Source organism: Arthrobacter sp. NPDC093139 (assembly GCF_044754165.1).
Taxonomy (GTDB): Bacteria; Actinomycetota; Actinomycetes; order Actinomycetales; family Micrococcaceae; genus Arthrobacter.
The window spans coordinates 40,032-65,185 of sequence record NZ_JBIVOO010000001.1 but is presented as its reverse complement, the minus strand read 5'-3'; the positions used below and the strand labels follow the sequence as shown (position 1 = coordinate 65,185).

At 65.7% G+C, this 25,154-nt stretch carries 18 protein-coding genes, 2 tRNA genes and 1 riboswitch; of the genes, 4 read left to right on the top strand and 16 right to left on the bottom strand.

What is annotated here, in order from left to right:
* Positions 1 to 120: 120 nt before the first annotated feature.
* Positions 121 to 1,671 (bottom strand): bifunctional hydroxymethylpyrimidine kinase/phosphomethylpyrimidine kinase, encoded by a 1,551-nt coding sequence (gene thiD / locus ACIP90_RS00325; RefSeq protein ID WP_400575745.1) that lies wholly within the window; start codon positions 1,669 to 1,671, stop codon positions 121 to 123.
* Positions 1,654 to 1,751, bottom strand: a riboswitch (TPP riboswitch). It overlaps the preceding gene by 18 nt.
* Positions 1,752 to 1,927: 176 nt before the next feature.
* On the bottom strand, positions 1,928 to 5,356 hold the full coding sequence (locus ACIP90_RS00320; protein ID WP_400575743.1) for an Rne/Rng family ribonuclease: 3,429 nt from the start codon (positions 5,354 to 5,356) through the stop codon (positions 1,928 to 1,930).
* Positions 5,357 to 5,817: 461 nt separating this feature from the next.
* Here ACIP90_RS00320 and ACIP90_RS00315 point away from each other — a divergent pair, with 461 nt between their 5' ends.
* Complete coding sequence (locus tag ACIP90_RS00315; protein ID WP_400575741.1) at positions 5,818 to 6,501, top strand: vitamin K epoxide reductase family protein; 684 nt, start codon at positions 5,818 to 5,820, stop codon at positions 6,499 to 6,501.
* A gap of 88 nt (positions 6,502 to 6,589) precedes the next feature.
* Here the strand turns inward: ACIP90_RS00315 and ndk are convergent, their stop codons facing one another.
* From ndk to ileS, 4 genes are read right to left on the bottom strand one after another with little or no spacing between them, the layout of a single operon-like run.
* The gene (gene ndk, locus ACIP90_RS00310; protein ID WP_400575739.1) at positions 6,590 to 7,009 is read right to left on the bottom strand and encodes a nucleoside-diphosphate kinase; all 420 of its coding nucleotides are present in this window, start codon (positions 7,007 to 7,009) and stop codon (positions 6,590 to 6,592) included.
* 40 nt (positions 7,010 to 7,049) lie between these two features.
* On the bottom strand, positions 7,050 to 7,514 hold the full coding sequence (locus ACIP90_RS00305) for a DUF4233 domain-containing protein (protein ID WP_400575737.1): 465 nt from the start codon (positions 7,512 to 7,514) through the stop codon (positions 7,050 to 7,052).
* Entirely contained in the window at positions 7,514 to 8,875 is a 1,362-nt protein-coding gene (locus ACIP90_RS00300; RefSeq protein ID WP_400575735.1) for a bifunctional folylpolyglutamate synthase/dihydrofolate synthase, read from the bottom strand. Before ACIP90_RS00300 ends, ACIP90_RS00305 begins: the two co-directional genes overlap by 1 nt.
* 5 nt (positions 8,876 to 8,880) lie before the next feature.
* Positions 8,881 to 12,234, bottom strand: a complete 3,354-nt coding sequence (gene ileS, locus ACIP90_RS00295; protein WP_400575733.1) for an isoleucine--tRNA ligase — start codon at positions 12,232 to 12,234, stop codon at positions 8,881 to 8,883.
* A 388-nt stretch (positions 12,235 to 12,622) separates the two neighbouring features.
* Here ileS and ACIP90_RS00290 point away from each other — a divergent pair, with 388 nt between their 5' ends.
* A complete protein-coding gene (locus ACIP90_RS00290; RefSeq protein ID WP_400575732.1) occupies positions 12,623 to 13,750 on the top strand; it encodes an endonuclease/exonuclease/phosphatase family protein in 1,128 nt (375 codons plus the stop codon).
* A 16-nt stretch (positions 13,751 to 13,766) separates the two neighbouring features.
* Here ACIP90_RS00290 and ACIP90_RS00285 read toward each other — a convergent pair whose 3' ends face one another.
* Positions 13,767 to 14,528 carry an SDR family oxidoreductase gene (locus ACIP90_RS00285; protein WP_400575730.1) on the bottom strand — a complete coding sequence of 254 codons (762 nt, stop codon included), beginning with the start codon at positions 14,526 to 14,528 and terminating at the stop codon, positions 13,767 to 13,769.
* Between the two features lie 30 nt (positions 14,529 to 14,558).
* A complete protein-coding gene (locus ACIP90_RS00280) occupies positions 14,559 to 14,927 on the bottom strand; it encodes a DUF488 domain-containing protein (protein WP_400575729.1) in 369 nt (122 codons plus the stop codon).
* 75 nt (positions 14,928 to 15,002) lie between these two features.
* On the opposite strand from ACIP90_RS00280, the gene valS reads away from it, so the two are divergent.
* Positions 15,003 to 17,624 (top strand): valine--tRNA ligase, encoded by a 2,622-nt coding sequence (gene valS, locus ACIP90_RS00275; protein ID WP_400575727.1) that lies wholly within the window; start codon positions 15,003 to 15,005, stop codon positions 17,622 to 17,624.
* Between the two features lie 436 nt (positions 17,625 to 18,060).
* Here the strand turns inward: valS and ACIP90_RS00270 are convergent, their stop codons facing one another.
* From ACIP90_RS00270 to ACIP90_RS00245, 6 genes are all read right to left on the bottom strand, one after another.
* Positions 18,061 to 18,675 (bottom strand): disulfide bond formation protein DsbA, encoded by a 615-nt coding sequence (locus ACIP90_RS00270; protein ID WP_400575725.1) that lies wholly within the window; start codon positions 18,673 to 18,675, stop codon positions 18,061 to 18,063.
* A 127-nt stretch (positions 18,676 to 18,802) separates the two neighbouring features.
* Positions 18,803 to 20,092: an ATP-dependent Clp protease ATP-binding subunit ClpX gene (clpX, locus tag ACIP90_RS00265; protein ID WP_400575723.1), complete on the bottom strand. Its 1,290-nt coding sequence runs from the start codon at positions 20,090 to 20,092 to the stop codon at positions 18,803 to 18,805.
* 183 nt (positions 20,093 to 20,275) lie between these two features.
* On the bottom strand, positions 20,276 to 20,935 hold the full coding sequence (locus ACIP90_RS00260; protein WP_400575721.1) for an ATP-dependent Clp protease proteolytic subunit: 660 nt from the start codon (positions 20,933 to 20,935) through the stop codon (positions 20,276 to 20,278).
* A 39-nt stretch (positions 20,936 to 20,974) separates the two neighbouring features.
* A complete protein-coding gene (locus ACIP90_RS00255; RefSeq protein ID WP_230119726.1) occupies positions 20,975 to 21,571 on the bottom strand; it encodes an ATP-dependent Clp protease proteolytic subunit in 597 nt (198 codons plus the stop codon).
* 268 nt (positions 21,572 to 21,839) lie between these two features.
* The gene (tig, locus tag ACIP90_RS00250; RefSeq protein ID WP_400575720.1) at positions 21,840 to 23,222 is read right to left on the bottom strand and encodes a trigger factor; all 1,383 of its coding nucleotides are present in this window, start codon (positions 23,220 to 23,222) and stop codon (positions 21,840 to 21,842) included.
* 80 nt (positions 23,223 to 23,302) lie between these two features.
* Positions 23,303 to 23,377 (bottom strand) — tRNA-Pro (locus ACIP90_RS00245).
* Between the two features lie 132 nt (positions 23,378 to 23,509).
* Here ACIP90_RS00245 and ACIP90_RS00240 point away from each other — a divergent pair.
* A tRNA-Gly gene (locus tag ACIP90_RS00240) sits at positions 23,510 to 23,580 on the top strand.
* Between the two features lie 85 nt (positions 23,581 to 23,665).
* Here the strand turns inward: ACIP90_RS00240 and ACIP90_RS00235 are convergent.
* Complete coding sequence (locus ACIP90_RS00235) at positions 23,666 to 24,568, bottom strand: Fpg/Nei family DNA glycosylase (RefSeq protein WP_400575718.1); 903 nt, start codon at positions 24,566 to 24,568, stop codon at positions 23,666 to 23,668.
* Positions 24,568 to 25,062, bottom strand: coding sequence for a ribose-5-phosphate isomerase (locus tag ACIP90_RS00230; RefSeq protein ID WP_400575716.1), 495 nt, complete (start codon positions 25,060 to 25,062; stop codon positions 24,568 to 24,570). Before ACIP90_RS00230 ends, ACIP90_RS00235 begins: the two co-directional genes overlap by 1 nt.
* Positions 25,063 to 25,154: the final 92 nt, after the last annotated feature.

The window sequence follows — 25,154 nt, the reverse complement described above, 5'->3', positions numbered from 1 at the left end:
TCTTCGGCCGCAAATGAGGCTGGTTTCGGCGGGTTGTCCGTGATAACCACCACAGGGCTGTTGCACCGACCTGCCGTCACCGTGCGCGTTTATCTTACCGGCTCCTGCGCCGGAGACCGTTCAGCTGTGGAGCCGCGGCGCGTCGAAAAAATCGACCTCGTAGCGGCAGGACTGCCTGAATGCCGTCAGCATCAGGCTGCGTTCCGCGTCGGACGCCGCGCGGCCCGCGGCGTCGGTGATGGCGATGGCCTGCCGGGTGGCCTCTGCAAAGCCCTCGTCGGCGTAGGTGCGCAACCACTCAGCGTACGGGTGTCCTTCGGGGGCGCCGGCTGCGAGGAATTCGGAGTGCAGGGTCTCCCCGACTTCGGCGTAAAGCCAGAAGCACGGGAGCACCGCGGCTACCAGCACGGCATAGCTCCCCGAGGCAGACGCCGCCACCAGGTGGTCCACATAAGCCTTGGTGACCGGCCCGAGGTCAGGCAGCACCATCCGGGTGCTGAGCCAGCTGCGGTGCAGCTCGGACTCCACTTCGAGGCACTGCTGCGCAGAACGGGCCCAGAAGAGCTGCTCGGCCTCGGTGGGAGCCAGCGCGCTGGCCCGTGCCAGGACGCGCGAGTATCCGTTGAGGTAGATGGCATCCTGTGCGAGGTAATAGGCGAACTCGCTTTCGGGAAGCGTGCCTTCAGCCAGCCCGCGGATAAAGCCCAGGCCGTAGATCGCGTCGAGATCCGCGGCGGCCTCCGCATGGAGCAGGTCGGCGAAACTGCCCTCAGCGCCAGCACCCGGGGACGCCAAGTGGTGGAAGTGGTGGACCGGCCCGTTGCCGTGTCCCACCTCAAGCTGCCCGGAGGAGCGGAGGGCCTCTTCCAGCCAGGGCTTGACGGTGCGGAGTGACTGTTCCCAGTCGCCCACACGGGCCTGCATAGTGGCCATCGCCGAGGACAGGGAGCATCCGGTCCCGTGGCTGTTGCGGGTCGGCACCCGCTGGCCGTCCACCACGACGACATCGGCCGACAGGGCGCCGCCCGTATTCACCAGGGCGTCGGGGCAGTCGGCACCGTCCAGGTGCCCCCCTTTGACGAGGACGGTGGCCCCCGTTTCGGCGGCCAGCCGTTTGCCCTGCTCCAGCGCGTCCGGCCAGGTGGAGGCCACCGGCTCCCCGAGCAGCATCGCAAGCTCGGCGAGGTTGGGCGTGATCAGGTCGGCCAGCGGCAGGAGTTCCTGCAGTGCCGCCTCGGCGGACTCCTGCAGAAGCCGGTCCCCGCTGGTTGCCACCATCACGGGATCAAGAACGACGACGCCGGGGCGCACCTTCTCCAGCCAGACCCGCACCGCGGCAATCACCTGTGCGTCGCCCAGCATGCCGATCTTTACGGCGTCCACGGCGATGTCGTCACTGATGGCGGTCAACTGTGCCGTCAGGAACTCGGCCGGGGGGAGATGGACGGCGCTGACGCCCCGGGTGTTCTGGGCGGTCAGTGCCGTGATGGCCGCCATTCCGTAGCCACCCGTGGCCGCGATGCTTTTCAGGTCCGCCTGGATGCCGGCTCCGCCGGACGGGTCCGAGCCGGCAATGGCCAGGACGCGGGGAATCCTGCGGATGGGCGGCACAGCCTCAGGCGTTGCAGGCTGGACAAGGTTCAGGGCAGATAGTGAAGACAAAGGAGACATCCCTTCGCCGGTGCTAACCGGTCAGGTTCAACGGGTTTGGATCTCAGCCGGCTCCGTGCGCGGCACCCCGTGTCAGTCCCCCAGCCTAGCGGTTTGCTGCCCTGCGGGCACTGCGTTGCAGTTTGCGACCGGCAGCCCCGCAATTGCCGGGGCAACAGCCCGCGGCCGCTCTGGCGCTGAAGCACAACGGGCCGGTGTCGCAGTTGCGGCACCGGCCCGTTGCATCAGATCAGCTTAAAGCGGGAACCCGTCCAGCTCAGAGCTCGGACGCAGGCACGCCGACGCCGAGAATGATCGGTTCGCTGGCAGGCTTCGGGGCAGCGGCGCTCCCTGAAACCGGCGCCTTGGCTTCGTGCGAGTGCCCGGCTGCTGATGCCGGGGCGGTCTCGTGGTGTTCCACGGACGTCTCATTGGCTGCGCCCTGAGCCCGGCTGGCACTGCGGTTGCGGCGCGGCCGGCGCGTGCGGGTCTGCACCGCCGAGTGGTCAGCGAACCGGTCGGCGTCGTGGTCCGCACCTGCCGGGGCAGGTCGCGTTCCGGCCGGCGCTGCCGGCTCGGCAGCAGGCGTCTCCCCCGCGGCAGGTGCGCGGTCCGCCGTCGGCTGCTCCTCAGCGGGAACGGCCGGCGCGCCGAGGTGCGCGAACGCCTCCTCCAGCCGGTCCAGCGTCAGGGCAGGAGTTTCGGAGGCCGGCTCGCCGGCGTGCTCGACGAAAGGAAGCACGACTTTCTCGCCGCCAAAGGTCAGCACGGCGCCGGGACGGCCTGAAACGCTCTCCGTCTCCGGGGTACGGTGCACCGCCGGGCTTTCCGGACCGGACGGCGCCGGGGCAGGGACGGAGCGCTGTGCTCCGGCGGACGCGGCCTGGTGCGCGGCGTCCTCATGGAGATGCGCTGCATGGGCCGCGGCCGCGATGTTGGCGAGTGCGGCCCGTGTCGCCTCAGCCTTGGCGTGGCGCTCAGCCTCCGACGGCTCATGGTGGACCGCGGCGGGTGCGGCGGGGCCCGTTTCCGCAGGAACCTGACCACCCTTGCCGCGCCGGCGGCTCTTGCGTTCGGTCCGCACGGCGGGCTGGTGCTCCGCCCGCGGAACGTGGTGCTCGGCCGCAACAACGTTCGCCCGCCGGTGTTCCACGGGCTCGTCGTGCGTCACCACGCCGCGGCCGGCGCATACCTCGCACTGTTCGCCAAAGACTTCCAGCAGGCCGGTGCCCATGCGCTTGCGGGTCATCTGGACGAGACCCAGTGAGGTCACTTCCGCCACCTGGTGCTTGGTGCGGTCGCGGCCCAGGCACTCCACCATACGGCGCAGCACGAGGTCACGGTTGGACTCCAGAACCATGTCGATGAAGTCGATCACGATGATTCCGCCGATGTCCCGCAGGCGCAGCTGGCGGACAACTTCCTCTGCCGCCTCCAGGTTGTTCTTCGTAACGGTTTCCTCGAGGTTGCCGCCGCTGCCGGTGAACTTGCCGGTGTTGACGTCCACCACGGTCATAGCCTCCGTGCGGTCAATGACTAGTGAACCGCCGGAGGGCAGGAACACCTTGCGGTCCAGGGCCTTGTGGATCTGCTCGTCAATGCGCCAGGCCGAGAAGATGTCCTGGTCCTTGGTCCACTTCTCAAGCCGCCCGACAAGGTCCGGGGCAACGTAGGTGACGTAGGCCTCGATCGTGTCCCAGGCTTCGTCGCCGGAGACGATCAGCTTGGAGAAATCCTCGTTGAAGACGTCGCGGACAACCTTGATGGTCAGGTCCGGTTCGCCGTACAGCAGCTCGGGAGCGAGGACCTTGGTGGACTTCGCCTGGCTTTCGATGCCCTCCCACTGCGCCCGGAGGCGGTTGATGTCATGCGTCAGCTCTTCCTCCGACGCGCCCTCGGCCGCTGTGCGGACGATGACGCCGGCATCCTCGGGCAGGCGGTCCTTGAGGATCCGCTTCAGGCGGTTGCGTTCGACGTCGGGCAGCTTGCGGGAGATGCCCGTCATGGAACCGCCGGGCACGTACACCAGGTAGCGCCCGGGCAGGGAGATCTGGCTTGTCAGGCGTGCACCCTTGTGGCCCACGGGGTCCTTGGTGACCTGGACGAGGACGGAGTCCCCCGACTTCAGGGCGTTCTCGATCCGGCGCTGCTTGCCCTCGAGGTTAACGGCTTCCCAGTTCACTTCACCGGCGTAGAGCACAGCATTGCGGCCGCGGCCGATATCAACGAAGGCCGCTTCCATCGACGGCAGGACGTTCTGGACCTTGCCCAGGTAGACGTTGCCGATCAGCGAGTCCTGCTGTGTCTTGGACACGAAGTGCTCGGCCAGCACGCCGTCCTCGAGGACACCGATCTGAATTCTGTCGTCGCGCTGGCGCACGATCATCTGCCGGTCCACTGATTCGCGGCGGGCCAGGAATTCGGCCTCGGTGATGACGGTGCGGCGGCGGCCGGTGTCGCGGGATTCACGGCGGCGCTGCTTCTTCGCTTCGAGCCTCGTGGAGCCCTTGACGCTGGTCACCCGGTTACTGACAACAGGCTCGCTGGGAACGCGCGGGGCCCGGACGCGGGTCACCGTGTTGGGGGGATCGTCGTCTCCCCCGCCGGTGAGCTCGAGGTCCTGGTCACCGCGGCGGCGGCGGCGCCGGCGGCGGGACGTCACACCTTCGTCGCCCTGGCCCACGGTCTCTTCGTCTGCATCCTCGGACGCGTCTGCGCCCTCGGTGTCGGCTCCGGAATCGTCGCGCTCCGAGACGTCACGGTCAGCGCGATTCCGCCCCCGGCGGCCGCGGCTGCGGCGGCGGCGGCGTCCGCCCTCGTCCTCCTGCTCGTCCTCGCCGCCTTCGGCCTCGGTGTCCTCCGCGGCGGGAGTGGCAGCCGGGCGGATCACGGTGTTGAGGTCGGGCGCCTGGAAGATGATCGACGTGACCGATGCCGGCTCCAGGAAGAGGGATCCTGCCGGAGCGGCCGGCGACGGCTCCTCCTCGGTCTCGGCTGCATCCTCGGCGCCTTCAGCTTCGGCGGCCTGCGCGGCGGCTGTCTCCGCCTGGATTTTTGCGACCGGCGTTTCTTCGACCCGAGTTTCCACGGCAGAAGTTTCAGCAGGGGACCCGGCCGCTGCGGCTTCGGCGGCTTCTGCGGAGGCGGGCGCCGCTGACGCGGGCGCTGCCTGCTCCTCAGTGGCGGGCTGTTCGGTGGCGAGCTCCGCAGTCTGGGGCTCTGCGGTCTTGGGCTTGGCAACGCGGCGGCGGCGCGCTGGCTTCGCTTCAGGTTCTCCGGCCGGCTCGGCACTGGCGGGCTCGACGGCGGCCGCTTCAGCGGGTGCCCCGGCGGCTGCCTCGGCGGGTGCCCCGGCGGCTGCCTCGGCGCCCGCCTCTTCGGCGAACGCGGGGAGCGGCTCGTCCGCGGCCTTCTTGCGGGAACGCGTGCGACGCACCGGGGCTTTGGCCTCCGCAACGGCAGCTTCCACCGCCGTCACTTCAGAATGCGCTGCATCCACGGGTTCCGACACTACGGACTCAGCCGACAGCGCGGGCTCGCCGAGGACAGGCTCCTGCAGCGCCGGTTCCGGCAGCGACGCCTGGGTCTCGGATTCCTTTACCTTCGGCGCTGCCTTGCGCCGTGTGCGGGTGGCCTTCTTGGGAGCTTCCGCTTCCCCGCTGGCGGCCGGATCTTCGTTAACGGCGTTTACCTGGTCATTATCCATATGTGGCGACACTCCTGCCCCTGACATGCCGCCACATCCGGCACCCGTTGGGGCACATATTGTCAAAACCCGCAGGCGTTGACAGAAGTCAATTGGATACCCTCAGGTTCGCACCGGCAGTGGGGTGCGGCAGCCCTGAAAGGCCGGCGGGAATGTTACTGGAACCCGTTGTTTCTGCAATCCACAACCAGGTGCCGTCCAATGGAATGCGGAGGCAGGATTTCCGTTATCCGGGCCTCCGCTGCGTCTCATTGGCGGTCTTGGGAACAAGCCACCGGACTGGAACCCGAATGTGGTTCGCGTTCCAGCCACGTTCATTCTCTCACACAGCAGTTCAAAAACGCCGTCATTGTGTGACAAACACAGTCAAGGGAGCCGGGAGCGCCCGCCGCACCAAGCTTGCACCCAGACTGCGGCGATACAATCTGGGCAGGAGCACCCCAGACAAAGGACGCCACCCCATGCCCAGCATTCCGTCTTCCACCGGCACGGATTCCGCGCACGACTACGCCGACGAGACCCTGCGTCACCCGGCAGCTGCCGAGGCCGCAGGACCGGCCATGACGCGTGACCGCCCGTTCGGTTGGCTGCTGGTCATCACCGGCATCGTGGGATGGATCGCTTCCGGCATACTGGTGCTGGAAAAGCTCGAGGTTCTCAAGGATCCCAACCACACCACCGTCTGCGACGTGAACCCGTGGATCTCCTGCGGCCAGGTGATGCAAACGCCGCAAAGTTCGGTCTTCGGCTTCCCCAACATGTTCATCGGCATAGTGGCCTTCGCCGTGATCATCACCGTCGGCATGGCGCTGTTGTCCGGCGCCCGCTTCAGCCGCTGGTACTGGCTGGGACTGCAGACCGGCGTCACGCTCGGTTTCGCCTTCGTTGTGTGGCTGTGGTTCCAGGCGCTCTACGAGATCCGCATCCTGTGCCCGTTCTGCATGGTGGTGTGGGCTGCCATGATTCCCCTCTTCGTCTGGGTCACCGTCCGCAACGTTGTTCGCGGGGCCATCCCGGCGCCGGCGGGTGTGGCCAAAATTCTCGGCGACGCCGGATGGATCATCACAGCGCTGCTCTATGTGGCAGTCATCGCCACGATCTTCTTCGCCTTCATCCAGGTGTTCATCGGCACGTCGGGTTTCTAGGCCAAAAAGAAAAAGCGCGAACTGGCAGTTGATGCCCTCAAAAGCTGATTTTGGGGGCATCAGATGCCAGTTCGCGCTTAGGCGCTGTCTAGGCCTGGAACCAGATCTTGATTTCGCGCTCAGCCGAGTCGACGGAATCCGAGCCGTGGACCAGGTTCTGCTGGACCTTCAGGCCCCAGTCCCGGCCGAAGTCACCGCGGATGGTTCCGGGCGCCGCCGTCGTGGGGTCGGTGGTGCCGGCCAGCGAGCGGAAGCCCTCGATGACGCGGTGGCCTTCGAAGATCGCAGCGACGACAGGGCCGCTGAGCATGAAGTCAACCAGCGGCTCGTAGAACGGCTTGCCCACGTGCTCTTCATAGTGCTGCTCCAGCAGCTCCCGGGTGGCGTTGACCTTCTTGAGCTCGGCCAGCGTGTAGCCCTTTGCCTCGATGCGGCCAAGGATTTCGCCGGTCAGGTTCCGGGTGACGCCGTCAGGCTTGATCAGGACGAGGGTGCGCTCAATGCTCACAGCTGCTCCAATGCGGTTGGTTGTGGGTTTCCGGGTAATTCTACGGGTTCTGGCCGGCGCCTTCATCGCGGCGTCCGTCCGAATGCCCTGCTTCCCATTCCGCCTGTTCCCGGGCCCTTTGCGCGGATTCCCGGTCGATCCGGATGCCGGTCCGGATCCCGTACCACCAGGCCAGCGTAAACAGGGCGCCGACGAGGAACATCATCGGCTCCACGAATCCGGCGAGGATGAGCACCAGCTGCAGGATCCAGCCGAGGCCAACGCCCCACGGCTTGGACAGGACGGCGCAGGCCAGCACCAAAACCACGCTCAGTCCGATGCCCACCGACAGAATCAGGACCGGGGACACCTCGCTGCGGCGCAGGCCGAACACGGCCAGTGTGGCGAAGAACGCCACGAAGGCTTCCAGCAGGAGCACAGTGGAGGCGAACATGACCTTGGTGGACCGGCGTTTCTTGGGCATGCCCGGCCGCCACTCGCGCTGGGCCTTGGTGAGCCGTGCCATCAGGCTGCCGTCTTCCCGAGAAGGATGCGTGCATCAGCCACCAGCGTGATGGAACCCGTCACCAGCACGCCGCCGGCCAGGTCCTCGTTGGCCTCCGCGCGTTCCACGGCCCATTCCAGCGCATCGTCCAGCTTCTCGGCGATGTGGATGTTGTCCTCGCCAAAGCCAAGGTCGACGGCGATTTCCGCCAGTTCCGCGGCGGGAACCGCCCGCGGGGAGTTGGACTGGGTGAAGCAGAATTCCTCCGCAAGGCCGCCGAGTGACTCCTTGAGCTGGCGCAGGATCTCCTCGGCGTCCTTTTCCTTGAGGACACCGACCACAACCACCAGTTTGCTGAAGCTGAAGGCTTCCTCGATGGCTTCTGCCGTGACCCGGATGCCTTCCGGATTGTGCGCCGCGTCCACAATGATGGTGGGTGCAGTCCGCATGACTTCCAGGCGCCCCGGGGACGAGACGGTGGCGAAGGCCTCCTGCAGGACTTCTGCGGAAAGCTCCTTCTCTCCCCCGCCCAGGAAGGCCTCCAGCGCAGCAACAGCCACGGCCGCATTCTCGGCCTGGTGGGATCCGTGCAGCGGCACCATCAGCTCCGGGTAGCGTCCGGCGATGCCCTGGACGGTCACCACCTGCCCGCCGACAGCAACCTGCCGGGATTCGACGCCGAATTCCACGCCTTCGAACTTGAACGGCACCTGGACTTCCCGGGCTTTCTCAAGCAGCACCTGGGCGGCGTCCACCGGCTGGGCGGCGCTGATGAGGAAGCCGCCGGGTTTGATGATGCCGGCCTTTTCGTAGGCGATGTCTTCCGTGGTGTCGCCGAGCAGGTCGGTGTGGTCCAGGGAAATGGGCGTCACCACGGCCACCTGGCCGTCGCCCACGTTGGTGGCATCCGTGATGCCGCCAAGGCCCACCTCCATGACCGCCACGTTGACCGGCTGGTCGGCAAAGACCGCGAAAGCGAGGATCGTGAGGCACTCGAAGTAGGTCAGCCTGGGCTGGCCCTCTGCGATGAGTTCGTTGTCCACGATTTCCAGGTAGGGCCGGATCTCGTCCCAGATGCGCACGAACGTTTCGTCCGACACCGGGGCGCCGTCCACGCTGATCCGCTCGGTGACCTTGGACAGGTGCGGACTGGTGTAACGGCCGGTGCTGAGGCCGTGGGCCCGCAGGCCGGCCTCGATCATCCGGGCCGTGGACGTTTTTCCGTTGGTGCCGGTGATGTGGATGATCGGAAAGGCCTTGTTCGGCTCCCCCAGCACGTCCATGGCCCGGTACAGCGGTGCGAGCCGGGGCTCCATCTTGTTTTCCGGCGCACGGCCCAGCAGCTCGGCGTAGACGCTCTCCACTGAGAATTCGTCGGTCATATGTTTCAGGCCTCTGCTTTTTCGACGGTGACTTTTTCGACACCGATGCGGGGTTCCCCGGAGTCGGCAGGAACGGTGTCCAGCTCCAACGTCAGGGTTTCTGTTTTGACGAGTTCTGCGTTGGCCAGCAGGGCGTCCAGCACGCTCGGCACTGCGGTGACCGAGGTCCGGATCCGGTCGCTCACGTTAAGTCCGGCGTCCTTGCGGGCCTGCTGGATGGAGCGCACCATGTCCCGCGCCAGCCCTTCGGCCTCGAGTTCGGGCGTGACCTCGGTGTTGAGCACGACGAAGCCTCCGGTGGGCAGAACTGCGGCAGCAGAAGACGCGGAGGCCGAACCGCCGTCGGACTCGGCAACCACCGTCTCCAGCGTGTATTCCTGCGGCTCCAACTCAAGCCCGCCGGCTGTCACCACACCGGCGTCGGAGACGGACCAGTCACCGGACTTTGAGCCCTTGATGGCGAGCTGCACGTTCTTGCCCAGGCGCGGGCCCGCCGCGCGGGCGTTCACCACGAGCTTTTGTTCGATGCCGAATTCCTCCGGGGAGGCGCTGGCGGCGTCAAGGAGACGCACGGAGCGCAGGTTCAGCTCATCGGCGACGACGGCGGCGAACCCTTCCAGCGCATCCGCGCCGGGTGCCACGACAGTGAGTTCCTGCAGCGGCAGGCGCACGCGAAGGTTCGCTGCCTTGCGCAGGGATGATCCGGTGGAGCAGATCTGCTGCACCCGGTCCATCGCTTCCACGAGCGTGGTGTTGGCCGGGAACAGCTCGGCGTCCGGCCAGTCGGCCAGGTGCACGGAGCGCCCGCCGGTGAGGCCGCGCCAGATCTCCTCGGAGACCAGCGGCAGCAGCGAAGCTGACACGCGGCAGACGGCTTCCAGAGCCGTGTACAGGGCGTCGAAGGCGTCGACATTCTCGTCAAAGAAGCGCTGACGGCTGCGGCGTACGTACCAGTTGGTGAGCATGTCCAGGTAGCTGCGGAGTTCATCGCAGGCCCCGGAGATGTCGTAGCTGTCCAGCTGGGCGGTCATGTTGCGGACCAGATCCCCCGTATTGGCCAGCAGGTACTGGTCCAAGGTGTCGGAGTAGCCGTCGTAGCGCAATTTCGCGTCGTAGCCGGCACCACCATTGGCAGCGTTGGTGTACAGCGTGAAGAAGCTGTAGACATTCCAGAGCGGCAGGATGACTTGGCGGACGCCGTCGCGGATTCCCTGTTCGGTAACCACAAGGTTACCGCCGCGCAGGATGGGACTGGACATGAGGAACCAGCGCATAGCGTCGGAGCCGTCCCGGTCCAGCACCTCGGACACGTCAGGGTAGTTGCGCAGGCTCTTGGACATCTTCTGGCCGTCAGAGCCCAACACGATGCCATGGCTGATCACGTTGCGGAAGGCGGGCCGGTCGAACAGCGCCGTGGACAGGATGTGCAGCATGTAGAACCAGCCGCGTGTCTGCCCGATGTATTCCACGATGAAATCGGCCGGGTTATGGGTGTTGAACCACGCCTCGTTCTGGAACGGGTAATGGACCTGGCCGTAGGGCATGGAGCCGGAGTCGAACCAGACATCGAGCACGTCCTCCACGCGGCGCATGACGGACTGGCCCTCTTCCGGGGTGCGCGGGTCATCCGGGTTCGGCCGGGTCAGCTCGTCGATGAACGGGCGGTGCAGGTCAACCTCGCCGTCCTTGTTCAGCGGAAGCCGGCCAAAGTCGGCCTCGATCTCGGCGAGCGAGCCGTAAACGTCCGTGCGGGGGTATTCGGGGTCCGTGGACTGCCAGACGGGGATGGGGCTGCCCCAGTAGCGGTTGCGGCTGATGGACCAGTCGCGCGCGTTGGCGAGCCACTTGCCGAACTGGCCGTCCTTGACGTTCCCGGGGATCCAATTGATCTCCTGGTTCAGTTCGGACATGCGGTCCCGGAACTTGGTGACCTCGACGTACCAGGAGGAGACGGCCCGGTAGATCAAGGGGTTACGGCAGCGCCAGCAGTGCGGGTAGCTGTGCTCGTAGCTGGCCTGGCGGACCAGGCGCCCCTGGGCGCGCAGCACCTGGGTGATGGGCTTGTTGGCCTCGAAAACCTGCAGCCCGGCGATGTCGTGCAGGTCGCCATGGGCGAACAGGTGCAGGAACTTGGCGCCCTCGTCGACGGAGAGGATGACCGGGATCCCGGCTTCCTCGCACACCTTCTGGTCATCTTCACCGAAGGCGGGTGCCTGGTGGACGATGCCCGTACCGTCGGTGGTGGTGACGTAGTCGGCCACGAGGAACTGCCAAGCGTTCTCAGTGCCGTACTTCTCGGTGTCGCTGAAATCGTGCCACAGCGGCTCGTAGCGGAGGCCCGCAAGCTCGGCGCCGGTGTGGGTGGACGTCACGGCAGCGGCAGCGGCAGCAGCGCCGTCGGCACCATCACCGTAGCCCAGGTCCTTGGCATAGGTGCCAAGCAGGTCGGCGGCCAGCAGGAAGCTGCCGGTGACAGGGGCATCAGCAGATGCTGCCTTGATGCCATTGGGACCGGCGGGGAGCACGGCGTAGGTGATGTCGGGCCCGACGGCGAGCGCCAGGTTGGTGGGCAGCGTCCAGGGAGTGGTGGTCCAGGCGAGGGCCTGCACGCCGGCCAGCTGCCGGGAGAGCTCCGACTCCCCCGCCTTCACGGGGAACGTCACGGTGACCGTCTGGTCCTGGCGGTTCTTGTAGACGTCGTCATCCATGCGCAGCTCATGGTTGGACAGCGGGGTCTCGTCCTTCCAGCAGTACGGCAGGACCCGGTAGCCGTTGTACGTGAGGCCCTTCTCGTGCAGCTGCTTGAAGGCCCACAGTACAGATTCCATGTACTCGACGTTGAGCGTCTTGTAGTCGTTGTCGAAGTCCACCCAGCGGGCCTGCCTGGTGACGTAGCTCTGCCACTCGTCGGCGTACTTCATGACTGAAGCCCGGCAGGCGTCGTTGAACTTGTCGATGCCCATGGCCTCGATCTGGGTCTTGTCCGTCATGCCCAGCTGTTTCATCGCTTCCAGCTCGGCGGGCAGGCCGTGGGTGTCCCAGCCGAAGCGGCGCTCAACGCGCTTGCCGCGCTGGGTCTGGTAGCGGCCCACCAGGTCCTTGGCGTAGCCGGTCAGCAGGTGGCCGTAGTGCGGCAGGCCGTTGGCGAAGGGAGGGCCGTCGTAGAAGACGAACTCATTGCTGCCAGGGGTGCCGCCGGGAAGGTCCGCGCTGCGCTGGTCGATGCTCGCCTGGAAGGTGCCGTCCTCGTCCCAGTATTTGAGGATCCGCTCTTCGATCTCCGGAAACTTCACGGAGGCGGATACGCCTGAGGCGTAGGCGCCCGACGGTGCGGCAGAGGCCTTGGGGTAATAGGTCATCTCGACATCCTGGGTTGAGCTGGTGAACAAGTGGATCATTCAGGATGCGAGGACGGCCCGTGCACTGCCGGCCGGCTTTCACCGTCCAACGCACCGGTACCGCGGTACCACCTCACTTACCGGGACTGGGACCGCCCCCTGGGGGCAGTTCCGGCACCGGCCGCTCAATTACTGCTGTGACGGGCTTACCCGTCCGGTTCTAGTAGCCCTGGCACGCGGAGGCGCACCGGGTGTTCTTCCGGAAGCTCGCCGGTGATGGCCGGGTCAAAGCTGTTGGTACAAGTCTAACGGCTGCGCTCGCGGACTCCCTAACCGGTCGGCACTGCAGAAAACCCGCCCGGCCCGGCAGTGCGGGCATCCTGCGTCCTTTCCTGCCTAGACTCGAGCCATGACCGCCCCCTCCCCCGGACCGGCCCAAAGCGGCCCCGCCCTCCCGCAACCTGCCGCGCTCCCGCACGGCGCGCTCTTCGTGTGGCGGGTGCTGGCGCTGGCCGTTATGGTGCCGGTGGCGTCCCTGTCGATCTTTCGGGCCGTGCCGGGGCAGTGGCCGACGCCGGTGGTCCAGCTGCTGTCCTTCACCCCATGGCTGGTGGTCCCGGCAGTTCTGGGGCTTGGCCTGGCGCTGGCAGGCCGCCGCACCTGGATCACCGTTGTGGCCGCACTCCTGCTGTCCGCCCAGCTGTTCTGGCTCTTCCCGCTCGACGCCGGCCGCGCAATTCCCGATGCCTCCCGTCCCAGCACCGAGCTCACGGCCATGAACATCAACTCACAGTTCGGCGAAGCGGATGCTGCGGAGGTCGTCCGGCTGGTCCGGGAGAACGGCGTGGAACTGCTCGCAGTCCAGGAACACACGCAGGGATTTGAGGACCGGCTGGCGGCCGAGGGGCTCGGAAGCCTGCTGCCCAACAGGGTCAGCAGCCCTACGGACGACGGCGCCGGCAGCGCACTGTATGCGGCCTACCCGATGGAGCCCGTGGGGCTCCTACCCGACACGCCATTTCAGATGCCGACGGTCCGCCTCACTGTTCAGGCCGCGGGCCGCACCAGCAGCGTGGAGGTCACCAACGTGCATGCGCTGCCCCCTGTGGGCGTCCGGATCGCACAGTGGCGCAGCGACCTCGCGGCGCTGGGACGCCTGGCCCAGGACGGTTCGGTAGCCCAGGAAGGTCGTGTGGCCGAGGACGGTTCGGTCTCCCGGGGCGGCACAACGGTGCCCGATGGTGCACCAGCGGTCAACCGCCTGCTCATTGGCGACTTCAACGCCACCTACGACCACTCCGAGTTCAGGGCGCTGCTCGACGGCGGCCCGGGCGCGAAGCTGGTGGACGTGGGGACCGCGGCCGGCCGGCGACTGACGCCCACCTGGCCGATGGAAGGCGTGCCGCTGCCGGGCATTGCCATCGACCATCTCGTCACAAGCCCACAGATCGTGAACTCCGGCTACGCGGCGCACCGGGTCCCGGGAACCGACCATGCCGCGGTCCTGGCCACCCTGGGCATTCCGGCCGGAGATTAGGTTTGGCGCCAGTCCGTCAGGCCTGCTTGCGGATCAGCTTGTGGTTGGCCGCCTGCGCAACGGGGCGCATCACGATCTGGTCCAGGTTCACGTGGTGCGGCGCGCTGACGGCGTACCGCACCACATCCGCCACGTCCTCGGCGGTCAGCGGCTTTTCAACCCCCTGGTAGACGTTTTGGGCCGCCTGCTCATCGCCCAGCCGCATGAGCGCGAATTCCTCGGTGCGCACCAGCCCCGGTGCCACTTCAATCACGCGGACATTGTTTTCGGCCTCCTCCAGCCGCAGGGCGTTGGTCATGGCGTGCTGGGCGAACTTGGCCGCGTTATAGCCGGCCCCGCCCTCATAGGCCACGAGCCCGGCCGTGGAAGTCAGGTTCAGGACGGTGCCTTCGCCGTGTTCGCGCAGCATCGGCAGGAAAGCACGGGTCAGTTTCATGGTGCCCAGGACGTTGACCCGGTACATCCACTCCCAGTCATCCGTCTGTGCCTGTCCCACAGGATCTGCGCCGCGGGCTCCACCGGCGATGTTGATCAGGGTGTCGATTCCTCCGCCGGCGGTCACTTCAGCCAGGAGTCTGGCGACGTCAGCGTCCTCGGCGATGTCGGCAGGAACAGCGACGGCGCCCGTCTCGGCTGCCAGCGCGGCCAGCCGCTCCTGGCGCCGTGCCACGGCGTAAACGGTCCATCCCTCAGCCCTCAGCGCACGGACTGTCGCTTCGCCAATGCCGGTGCTCGCACCGGTTACTACAGCTGCCTTAGTGTTCGATGCCTCAGTCATGGCACCACCCTAACGGAATCGGGAAATGCGTCAGGGCTGCCGTGACTGCAGGAACTCCAGCAGCACCCGGGCGTGGTTCACTTCCGGATCCCTGGCACCGTACAGCAGGGTCACCTTGCCCTCCCGCGCCGCCAGGTCCAGCAACTGCCCCACGGCGGGGTTCTGCTCCAGTTCCGCTTCATACTGTTCCCGGAAGTCGGCGAAGCGCTCCTGCATGTGGGCGAATTTCCGCCGCAGGGGCGGGGACGGCGCGATCTCCTTGAGCCACAGCTCAAGGGCCGCACGCTCCTTGCTGACCCCGCGCGGCCAGAGCCTGTCCACCAAAACCCGGCAGCCGTCGTCGTCCGCGGGTTCGTCGTAGATCCGCTTGATCGCGAAACGACCGTGTGCGTTGCCCATACCGGGCATGCTACTGCAGGCGTCACTGACAGCGCCGCTGCAAGAACCCGGCGGCAGCCATGAAACAATTGCTGCATGGCTCAAGCAAATCAGGGTACAGACACGCCCACCACCGCCCCTATCAACGTTCCGGACAAGCCCGCCCTCGAAGGGCTCGAAGCTGCCCTGACGCAGCGCTGGCTCGAGGAAGGGACCTACAGGTTCAACCCGGACACCACCCGGGAGCAGGTCTACTCGATCGACACTCCCCCGCCGACTGCATCCGGTTCCCTGCACGTGGGCCACATGTTCTCCTTCACGCAGACGGACGTCCAGGCCCGTTACATGCGCATGACCGGCAAGAACGTCTTCTACCCGATGGGCTGGGACGACAACGGCCTCCCCACGGAGCGCCGCGTCCAGAACTACTACGGTGTCCGCTGCGATCCTGCCATCCCGTACAACCCGGATTACCAGCCGCCGGCACAGCCGGCGAAGAACCAGCGGGATTTCGACGTCGTCTCCCGGCAGAACTTCATCGAACTCTGCGAGGAACTCGCCGTCGAGGACGAGAAGGTCTTCGAGAACCTGTTCCAGACTCTCGGCCTGTCCGTCGACTGGAACCTCACCTACCGCACGATTGACGACACCTCCCGTGCCGTGTCCCAGCGCGCGTTCCTTGCCAACCTGGCCGCAGGCGACGCCTACATGGCCGAAGCCCCCACGCTGTGGGACGTCACGTTCCGCACCGCCGTGGCCCAGGCCGAGCTCGAAGACCGCGAGGTGCCGGGCGCTTACTATCGCTACCCGTTCTTCACCGCAGACGGCGAGAAGATCTTCGTGGAGACCACGCGTCCCGAGCTCCTGGCCGCGTGTGCCGCGCTGGTGGCAAACCCCGACGACGAGCGCTACCAGCCGCTGTTCGGCAAGACCGTAAAGTCCCCGATCTTCGATGTCGAACTGGAAGTCAAAGCCCACCCGCTGGCCAAGGCGGACAAGGGCTCGGGCATCGCGATGGTCTGCACCTTCGGCGACCTGACCGACGTCACCTGGTGGCGCGAACTCCAGCTGCCCACCCGCGCCATCGTAGGACTCGACGGCCGCATCCTCGCCGAGACCCCGGACTGGATCACCACCGACGCCGGCCGCGAGGCATACGCAGCCATCGCCGGAAAGACCGTCTTCTCCGCGAAGGAAGCCGTGGTGGAGCTCCTCACCGCGGCCAACCTGCTGGACGGCGAGCCCAAGAAGATCACGCACCCGGTGAACTTCTTCGAAAAGGGCGACAAGCCGCTCGAGGTTGTCACGTCCCGCCAGTGGTACATCCGCAACGGCGGCCGTGACGAGGACCGCCGCGTGCGCCTGATTGCCCGCGGGCACGAGATCGACTTCCACCCGTCCTTCATGCGTTCCCGGTACGAGAACTGGATTGCAGGCCTCAACGGTGACTGGCTGGTCTCCCGCCAGCGGTTCTTCGGCGTGCCGATCCCGGTCTGGTACCCGCTGGACGCCCAGGGCAACCCTGACTACGACGCCCCCATCCTGCCTTCCGACGAGCAGTTGCCGGTCGACCCTGCCGCGGATGCGGCGCCTGGCTTCGACGAGTCCCAGCGCGACCAGCCCAACGGGTTCACGGGCGACGCCGATGTGCTGGACACCTGGGCCACGTCCTCCCTGACGCCGCAAATCGTGGGCGGCTGGAGCCGGGACGAGGACTTGTTCAGCAAGGTTTATCCGTTCGACCTCCGCCCGCAGGGCCACGACATCATCCGGACCTGGCTGTTCTCCTCGGCAGTCCGTGCGGATGCCTTGCAGGACTGCGCCCCGTGGAAACATGCCGCCATTTCCGGCTGGATCCTGGACCCGGACCGTAAGAAGATGTCCAAGTCCAAGGGCAACGTCGTTGTGCCGACCGATGTCCTGAACGAGTACGGCTCCGACGCCGTGCGGTACTGGGCGGCTTCCGCCAAGCTGGGCGCCGATACGGCCTACGAGATCGCGCAGATGAAGATTGGCCGCCGCCTGGCCATCAAACTGCTGAACGCCTCGAAGTTCGTGCTGAACCTCGGCGCCACCGAGAACTCCGTGGTCTCCACGGACCTGTCCGTGCTGACCAATCCCCTGGACCGGGCACTCCTGGCCCAGCTCTCGGATGTGGTGGCGCAAGCCACCAAGGCGTTCGACAACTACGACTACGCCCGGGCACTGCAGATCACCGAGAGCTTCTTCTGGCAGTTCACGGACGATTATGTGGAGCTCATCAAGGACCGTGCCTACGGGGCCGCCGGCGAAACCGAGCAGGCCTCCGTGCTGGCCGCACTGGCCACCGCCCTGGACTCGCTGCTCCGCCTCTTCGCCCCGTTCCTGCCCTTCGCTACGGAGGAAGTGTGGAGCTGGTGGCGCACTGGGTCCGTGCACCGGGCCGCGTGGCCGGCTGCGGTGCAGATCGCCGACGGCGACACCGCCATGCTGGGAACAGTGGGCGTTGCGCTCAGCGGCATCCGCAAGGCCAAGTCCGAGGCCAAGGTCAAGCAGCGCACCGAGGTGCTCACCGCGACGATTACGGCAACGGCCCCGCTCGTAGCCCAACTCCGGGCCGGCCTCAATGACCTGAAGGCTGCGGCGAACGCCCAGGAAATCACGCTGGAGACCGGCGAGGGAGAGCTCACCGTCAGCGACGTCGTGCTGGTTCCCGCCGAGGAGAACGCGCCGGCCTGATCGGCACCCCAACAACAGTAAAACGGCAACAGCAAAGCCCCATCAGCGTCCAGCTGGTGGGGCTTCTGTTTTCGGAAACACTTCCGGGTCAAACCTGTTTTAGCGCCCACCTGTTTCAGGGCAAAGGGGAAGCCCCATCAGCTTTTTGCGGTTGGTGGGGCTTCGACTTTTCGGCTGTCTGGTGACATCTTTGACAGTCTGGCAAGATCCTCAGAATTTTCAGGTCTTCCTACCTTGTCACTGGTAGCCTGCTTCTAACTTTGCCGAAGGCTGCGTTAGATGCATGTCACTGAATCTTTGGTTCTTGCGTCCCTCTTCTTTCGAAGTGGGTAACAACTATTCTTGTCCCCCGCTTTTAGATGCGCAAGGCCCCCGGGAGAACTACTCTGATGTAGTTCTCCCGGGGCCCACGGCATCGGAAACGCTGCGGACAGCTCTAGGTGAAGGCCGGGCTTTCCGTCCGGCTGCGCTTGATCTCGAAAAAGTGCGGGTAGGACGCCAGGGTGATGGTGGCATCCCACAGGCGGCCGGCTTCTTCGCCCCGCGGAATGCGCGTCAGCACCGGGCCAAAAAACGCGGTGCCGTTGAAGGCGACCACGGGGGTCCCGACGTCCTGGCCCACCAGCGAAATCCCCTGCTCGTGGCTGGCGCGGAGCTGGGGGTCGAAGGCATCGGACTCCGCGGCCTGCGCCAGACCGGCAGGAAGTCCGCACTCAGCGAGTGCCTTGCTGATGACGATCGAAAAGTCCTTCTCGCCGCCGTCGTGGATCTGCGTACCCATGGCGTCGTACAGCGGCTTGACCACCTGGTCGCCATGCTGTTCCTGGGCGGCGATAATCACGCGGACCGGGCCCCACCCCTTGTCCATGGCTTCACGGTACTTGGGGTCCAGTTCACGGCCTTCGTTGAGCACGGAAAGGCTCATGACGTGCCAGTCGGTGGTGATGTCGCGGACACCTTCCACCTCCCCGATCCAGCGCGAGGTGATCCAGGCGAAAGGGCACAGGGGGTCGAACCAGAAGTCTGCCTTGTTCGGGAGGGTCTCAGTCATGGATGAATTCCTTCACTGTTCGTGGCGGCAAGGCTGTTCGCAGTGATCCGGCATCAGCGCGCGCGGATGCATTACGTGAGGTCAGCGGGGACGGCGCGACAGGCGCGCCGTTAATGACAGCGGGTAACTACGCGGATTTATTCCGCCGCTTGGCCACGACGTCGTGCGCGATCATGGTGGGCTGTGCCTTCTTGGCTACGACGTCGGCGGTGATCACCACGCTGGCGATGTCGTCCCTGCTGGGCAGGTCGAACATGACCGGGAGGAGGACTTCCTCCATGATGGCGCGCAGCCCGCGGGCTCCGGTCCCCCGATCCAGGGCCTGGTCCGCGATCAGTTCCAGTGCGGCCTCATCGAACACGAGCTCAACGCCGTCCAGCTGGAACATTTTCTGGTACTGCTTGACCAGCGCGTTCTTGGGGGTGGAGAGGATCTGGATCAGCGCCGGCCGGTCCAGGTTCGAGACCGTGGTGATTACCGGGAGGCGCCCGATGAATTCGGGGATGAGGCCGAACTTCAGCAGGTCCTCCGGCATCACTTCGCCGTAGGAGTCGGTGTTGTTCTTGACCTCGTTCAGCGGTGCGCCGAAGCCGATGCCCTTGCGGCCGGACCGGGAACCGATGATCTCTTCGAGCCCGGCAAAGGCGCCGGCCACGATGAACAGCACGTTGGTGGTGTCGATCTGGATGAATTCCTGGTGCGGGTGCTTGCGTCCGCCCTGCGGGGGTACCGAGGCCACCGTTCCTTCAAGGATCTTGAGCAGTGCCTGCTGCACACCCTCACCCGAGACGTCGCGGGTGATGGACGGGTTCTCGCTCTTGCGCGAGATCTTGTCGATCTCGTCGATGTAGATGATGCCCTGCTCGGCCTTCTTCACATCATAGTCGGCCGCCTGGATGAGCTTCAGCAGGATGTTTTCGACGTCCTCGCCGACGTACCCGGCTTCGGTCAGGGCGGTCGCATCGGCGACCGCGAACGGGACGTTGAGCCGGCGGGCAAGGGTCTGTGCTAGGTAGGTCTTGCCGCAGCCGGTCGGACCGATCAGGAGGATGTTGGACTTGGCGATCTCGACGTCGTCGTGGTGGACGCCGTCCGCGAGGCTGCCGCTCTTCGGGGCATGGCCGGCCTGGATCCGCTTGTAGTGGTTGTAGACCGCGACGGCGAGGGACCGTTTGGCGGGTTCCTGACCGATGACGTATTCCTGCAGGAAGTCAAAGATTTCGCGCGGCTTGGGGAGTTCAAAACTGCCCAGATCGGCTACTTCGGCGAGCTCCTCTTCAATGATCTCGTTGCAGAGTTCAATGCACTCGTCGCAGATATAGACGCCGGGCCCGGCAATGAGCTTGCGCACCTGCTTCTGGCTCTTTCCGCAGAAAGAGCACTTGAGCAGATCCGTGCTCTCGCCAATCCGAGCCATATGTGAACCCCTTAGTATCTTGCTGCGAGTGCAGCTTTGCACCGGTTGTTTGAGTCCCGGCCATCCTCTCGCAGTCTGGCCGTGATTACATCCACTCTAGGTTACATTCGGCCCGAGAGGTGGAAACAAGACGCCGGTGCGGTTCAAAAATCTGAACCGCACCGGCGTCTGGGTCAGCCGCTGCTATCTGGCAATTGCCTGCGGCTTGATCTTGCGCGAATCGAGTACCTGGTCGATCAGGCCGTAATTCTGGGCCTCGGCCGCGGTGAGGATCTTGTCCCGCTCGATGTCGTTGTTGACCTGCTCCGGGGTCCGGCCGGAGTGCTTGGCCAGCGTGTCCTCCAGCCAGGAGCGCATTCGCATGACCTCGGCCGCCTGGATCTCCAGGTCGGAGGCCTGGCCGCCCTGGCCGCCGGACAGCGAGGGCTGGTGGATCAGCACGCGGGCGTTGGGCAGGGCAAGCCGCTTTCCGGGCGTTCCTGCTGCAAGCAGCACGGCGGCGGCGCTGGCCGCCTGGCCAAGGCAGACGGTCTGGATCTCCGGGCGGATGTACGTCATGGTGTCGTAGATCGCGGTCATGGCGGTGAAGGAACCGCCCGGGGAGTTGATGTAGAGGGTGATGTCGCGGTCCGGGTCCGTGGATTCCAGCACCAGCAGCTGCGCCATGACGTCGTCGGCCGAAGCGTCATCAACCTGGACGCCGAGGAAGATGATCCGGTCCTCGAACAGCTTGGTGTACGGGTCCTGGCGCTTGAAGCCATACGGCGTGCGCTCTTCAAACTGGGGCAGCACATAGCGGCTGGTCGGCAGATTGCCGGCAGTCGAGCCGAAATTGTAGTTCATGTTCTTTACTCCTGGATTCAGTTCGCTCTGCGTGCCGGTTTAGTTCTGGGCCGTTCCGCCGCCGCCGGCTACCGAGCCGGCGTGCGCGGAGATCTTGTCGAAGAAGCCGTATTCGAGTGCTTCGGTTGCGGTGAACCACTTGTCGCGGTCGTTGTCCTTCAGGATCGTGTCCACCGTCTGGCCGGTCTGCTCAGCGGTCAGCTCAGCCATGACCTTCTTCATGTGCAGGATGAGCTCCGCCTGGATCTTGATGTCGGAGGCCGTGCCACCGATGCCGCCCGAGGGCTGGTGCATCAGGATGCGGGCGTTCGGGGTGGCGTACCGCTTGCCCTTGGTCCCGGAGGATAGCAGGAACTGGCCCATGGAGGCAGCAAGCCCGGTGGCGACGGTGACGACGTCGTTGGGGATGAACTGCATGGTGTCGTAGATCGCCATGCCGGCCGTCACGGAACCGCCGGGAGAGTTGATGTAAAGGTAGATGTCCTTGTTCGGGTCCTCTGCGGACAGGAGCAGCAGCTGCGAGCAGATGGCGTTCGCGTTTTCATCGCGCACCTCGGAGCCAAGCCAGATGATGCGCTCTTTCAGCAGTCGGTTGTAGATGTAGTTGTCCTGGGCTGCCGGATCGACAGTTGCCATGCGGGGCGCCCCTGCTTGCTGTGACATATGTACTTACCTCTCGCTGGTGACGGTGACATCACTGAACTTCACTACTTGGACACTAACCGCTTTCGCAGCCGTTTTGTTCGCCGAAATCGCGCTGTTCGCTGACGGCGCACGATCGCCGGGGCCCGCGGCTGCGGCGTCGCTGGCCGTACAGCGGGGTTAAACGAAGCAGCCCCCGGATCAACGGATCCGGGGGCCGCCCTCACGCTGTCAGAGCGCAGCTGCTGGGACGCGGCAGCGGTTAGAACTTCGCGGCTGCGGGATCGTCGCTGGGGGTGACCTCGGCTGCCTCTTCGGCGGCTTCGCCCTCGGCGCCGGTGGCCTCGTCCTGGCCTGCAGGGCGCACGAAATCGCTCAGGTCAACCTTGTTGCCTTCGGAGTCCGTGACCTCGGCCTGGCCGAGGACGACTGCCAGTGCCTTGCGGCGGCGGACCTCGGAAACCATCATGGGAACCTGGCCGCTCTGATCGATGATCTGGGCGAACTGGTTCGGGTCCATGCCGTACTGGCTGGCCGTGGTGACGATGTAGTCGATCAGCTCGTTCTGGCTGACGCCCACTTCCTCCTTCTCGGCGATGGCGTCGAGGATGATTTCGTTCTGGAAGGCGCGCTCGGTGTTGGCCTTGACCTCGGCACGGTGCTCCTCGGTGTCGTGCTCACCTTCACCGTGGGAGTTCTCGGCCTTGAAGTGCTGCTCGATCTGCTCTTCGACGACGGAGTCCGGAACCGGAACCTCGACGAGTTCGACGAGCTTGTCCAGGACCTTGTCGCGGGCTTCGACGCCCTGCTCCACGATCTTGGAGTCGGAGGCCTGCTTGGCGAGGTCCTCGCGCAGTTCGGCGAGGGTGTCGAACTCGGATGCCAGCTGGGCAAAGTCGTCGTTGGCCTCGGGAAGCTCGCGCTCCTTTACGGACTTGACCACGACCTTGACCTGGGCTGCTTCACCGGCGTGGTCGCCGCCCACGAGCGTGGTGTCGAAGATGGCGTCTTCGTCGGCGCTGAGTCCGGTGACTGCCTCGTCCATGCCTTCGAGCATGGTTCCGGCACCGACCTGGTAGGACAGGCCGGAAGCGGAGTCCACCTCGGCGCCGTCGATGGTCGCGGTGATGTCGATGGTGAGGAAGTCGCCGTCGGCTGCCGGGCGGTCCACGGACTTCAGGGTGCCGAAGCGGCCGCGCAGCTCATCAAGTGCCTTGTCGACATCGGCGTCGGAGGACTTGGCAGCGGCGACCTCAACCTTGATGCCGGCGTAGTCCGGCAGTTCGATCTCCGGGCGGACGTCGACCTCGGCGTGGAACTTGAGTTCGCCGTCAGTTGCGGACGGGTCAGGAACCTCGGTGATCTCAACCTCCGGACGGCTCAGCGGACGGATGCCTGATTCCTGGACGGCAGCCTGGTACCAGCCGTTGAGGCCCTCGTTGATGGCCGTCTCGAGCACGTAGCCGCGGCCGACGCGCTGATCGATCAGCTTGGAGGGAACCTTGCCCTTGCGGAAGCCAGGGACCGAGATCTGCGAAGCAACGGTCTTGTATGCCTCGTCGATGCTGGGCTTCAATTCCTCAAAGGGGACCTCAACATTGAGCTTGACCCGCGTGGGGGTGAGGTTCTCGACAGCGCTCTTCACGGTCTAAGTACTCCTGGTTTTGTTGGATGGGGTTCTGCAAACGCGATTCTCTGCCCAGGCCATCGGCCAGGGCCACAGAGTCGGGGTGACAGGATTTGAACCTGCGACTTCCTGCTCCCAAAGCAGGTGCTCTAGCCAAGCTGAGCTACACCCCGTAATGCACAGGACAGTCTACGTTCATACCTGCCGGCTTTGCACATTTGACACCGGGGGCATGAATTAGGTTTAGTTATATGCGGCTTGAACAGCCATCCCGAAGATCTGCAGTGGAAACACCGCCTTCTTCCGGGGACGTAGCTTAATGGTAAAGCCTCAGTCTTCCAAACTGATTACGCGGGTTCGATTCCCGTCGTCCCCTCCGCGAAGGGCCCCTCTGATGAGGGGCCCTTATTCGTGTCCAGACCAATGCCGGGCCTGATCAGGCTGCTGCCTGATTAAGCCCGCTAGGAGCGCTGGCAGGTGGGGCACCAGTAGAGTTTGCGGGCAGCGTGCTCTGCCAGTGCGACAGCAGTGCCGCACAGCCGGCACGGTTGGCCGTGCCGGCGGTAGACAAAGTGCGCTTCCTCGTTCGGCGGCAGCGTAGCCGGGTCACTCCAGTACCCCGCTGTCGTGGTGATGATCCGGCCGTCGCGGACGCCGTCGGCCATGACCGCTGCCGTATCGTCCCAGACCCGCCCGGCAGCGGAGGCTGAGAGCGACCGGCCCGGAAGCAGCGGATCGATGCCCTGGCGGAAGAGCACTTCAGCCCGGTACACGTTCCCGACGCCGGCAATCACCTTTTGATCCATCAGCAGTGACGCCAGCGGCGTGCTGCGCGCCGTAAGCCGCTGGATGAAGATGTCGCGGGCGCCTTGCGCATCGTGCAGCGGATCCGGTCCCAGCCGCCGGAGGACCGCCTCGGCTTCGGCTTCCGTGATGGCTGCACAGGTCGTCGCGCCGCGTAAATCGGCCCAGCCGTGGTCGGAGGCCAGCCGCACCCGCACGGCGCCGACCGGCTCCGGAGGGCCGGCGTAGCCTGGCGTGCCGGCGTCCGTCCCGGCGTCGGCCGGCACCTCCCGCTCCCCTACCCTGCGCGGGGCGCCGATGCTTGACGCGCCGCGGAACTCGCTGTCGCCGCCGAAGTCCCACGCGCCATACAGGCCCAGATGGACGTGGAGGACTATCCCGTGCTCAAAATGCAGGAACAGATGCTTGCCGTGCGCCTCCGCGCGTACCACCGCGTGGCCGTCCAGCACGGCTGCACCGGCAGCGAAACGGCCCTGGGGGCTGGAGACGGCCAGCCGCCGGCCGGCAAAGACGTCCCGGAACTGCCGGGCCAGCCGGTGGATGGAATGCCCTTCGGGCACTACTCGACGACCTCGCCCGTGTTTTCGTAGGTTGCGATTTTTCCGATCCGGCGGATGTGGCGCTCGTCGTTGCTGAAAGGCTCCTGCAGGAACGCCTCGATGAGTGCGGTGGCCTCGTCGACGCTGTGCTGCCGGCCGCCAACAGCCACCACGTTGGCATCGTTGTGCTGCCGGGCCAGGGTTGCGGTGGAGTGGTTCCAAGCGAGTGCCGCACGGACACCCTTGACCTTGTTGGCCGCGATCTGCTCGCCGTTCCCGGAGCCGCCCAGCACGATACCCAGGGCGTGCACGCCGGCCTGCTGGTCCGCCACGACGGCGAGTGCCGCGTTGATGCAGAAGGACGGGTAGTCATCCAGGGCATCGTATTCCTTGGGCCCGTGGTCCACGACGTCATAGCCCTTGGCCGTCAGGTGGCTGACCAGGTGGGCGCTCAGTTCCATGCCGGCGTGGTCGGTGGCGATGTGGACCCGCGGGAATGCAGGAGTTGTGGTCACGGGGGCTTCCGTTCAGTCGTGAGCACCGGGGCGCAGCCGGGCTGTACAGGTCAAAATCAACAGCTCCCAGAGTACTAGGTGGCACTCCGGTC

Bases quoted from the DNA above. Each gene is read 5' to 3' on its own strand.
- ACIP90_RS00290 (WP_400575732.1), top strand. From the start codon at position 12,623: ATGACCGCCCCCTCCCCCGGACCGGCCCAAAGCGGCCCCGCCCTCCCG.
- ACIP90_RS00300 (WP_400575735.1), bottom strand. From the start codon at position 8,875: ATGACCGACGAATTCTCAGTGGAGAGCGTCTACGCCGAGCTGCTGGGC.
- clpX (WP_400575723.1), bottom strand. From the start codon at position 20,092: ATGGCTCGGATTGGCGAGAGCACGGATCTGCTCAAGTGCTCTTTCTGC.
- ACIP90_RS00270 (WP_400575725.1), bottom strand. From the start codon at position 18,675: ATGACTGAGACCCTCCCGAACAAGGCAGACTTCTGGTTCGACCCCCTG.
- ACIP90_RS00260 (WP_400575721.1), bottom strand. From the start codon at position 20,935: ATGAACTACAATTTCGGCTCGACTGCCGGCAATCTGCCGACCAGCCGC.
- ACIP90_RS00285 (WP_400575730.1), bottom strand. From the start codon at position 14,528: ATGACTGAGGCATCGAACACTAAGGCAGCTGTAGTAACCGGTGCGAGC.
- thiD (WP_400575745.1), bottom strand. From the start codon at position 1,671: ATGTCTCCTTTGTCTTCACTATCTGCCCTGAACCTTGTCCAGCCTGCA.
- ileS (WP_400575733.1), bottom strand. From the start codon at position 12,234: ATGACCTATTACCCCAAGGCCTCTGCCGCACCGTCGGGCGCCTACGCC.
- ACIP90_RS00280 (WP_400575729.1), bottom strand. From the start codon at position 14,927: ATGGGCAACGCACACGGTCGTTTCGCGATCAAGCGGATCTACGACGAA.
- ACIP90_RS00255 (WP_230119726.1), bottom strand. From the start codon at position 21,571: ATGGCAACTGTCGATCCGGCAGCCCAGGACAACTACATCTACAACCGA.
- ACIP90_RS00320 (WP_400575743.1), bottom strand. From the start codon at position 5,356: ATGGATAATGACCAGGTAAACGCCGTTAACGAAGATCCGGCCGCCAGC.
- valS (WP_400575727.1), top strand. From the start codon at position 15,003: ATGGCTCAAGCAAATCAGGGTACAGACACGCCCACCACCGCCCCTATC.
- ACIP90_RS00305 (WP_400575737.1), bottom strand. From the start codon at position 7,514: ATGGCACGGCTCACCAAGGCCCAGCGCGAGTGGCGGCCGGGCATGCCC.
- ACIP90_RS00315 (WP_400575741.1), top strand. From the start codon at position 5,818: ATGCCCAGCATTCCGTCTTCCACCGGCACGGATTCCGCGCACGACTAC.